At 38.9% G+C, this 817-nt stretch carries 1 protein-coding gene; it reads left to right on the top strand.

The genetic code is table 11. The features are described from left to right. Nucleotides 1-817, top strand: an 817-nt coding sequence (locus tag ACFQ88_RS39615; protein ID WP_483875139.1) for a phage tail protein, incomplete at both ends; no start/stop codon positions are given.

Raw genomic sequence — 817 nt, 5'->3', positions numbered from 1 at the left:
TTTCTATCATGTCTAAGACGGTGTCTGGAATCTGGAACGGGATCTCGAATATTGCAAAGGGCGTTTGGACGATTATCAAAAACGCGATTTTAACGCCTGTCCTAATGGTTGTCGATTTGGTTACAGGAGATTTTAAAGGGCTTTCCAATCATCTACAGCAGATTTGGAAAAATATAAGCAATGCAGGGAAGCAGATCTGGAATGGAATAAAAACGGTTGTTACTTCTCTTGTAAAAGGGCTAGTGGATTCTGTTAAGAATTCCTGGAACACGGCCAAAAGTGTGACAAGCTCAATTTTTAAAGGGATCGCCTCAATAGCTAAATCTATTTGGAATGGTATTAAAACAGTCGTTACAACTTATGTAAAAGGCTTATTGAATGCGGTTAAAACGTCTTGGAATACTGTTAAATCAGTGACGAGCAGTGTATTTAATGCAGTAAAATCCGTTGCTTCCTCAGTATGGAATTCAATTAAATCAGCGGTTACGGGTGCAGCTAAAGCAGTTTGGTCAACAGTGAAAAATAATTTCAACAATATGAAAAAGTCAGTATCCTCCAGTATGAACGGAACCAAAGACACGATCAAAAACATCTGGGGCAAGGTGAAAAGCTTTTTCAGCAGCATCAACTTATACGACATTGGTAAAAACATCATTCAAGGGCTGATTAACGGCATTAGCTCAATGGCTAAATCAGTATGGAAGAAAGCCCAAGAGATCGCAGACGGTGTTAAGAACAAGATCAAAAAGGCTTTGTCTATTCATTCTCCTTCCAGAGAAACATATGTACTTGGAGAATTCACTGGTCAGGGTTATGA

This window comes from Paenibacillus sp. NPDC056579 (genome assembly GCF_042793215.1).
Lineage (GTDB): Bacteria > Bacillota > Bacilli > Paenibacillales > NBRC-103111 > Paenibacillus_S.
This window is presented reverse-complemented; position numbering and strand designations above follow the sequence as displayed.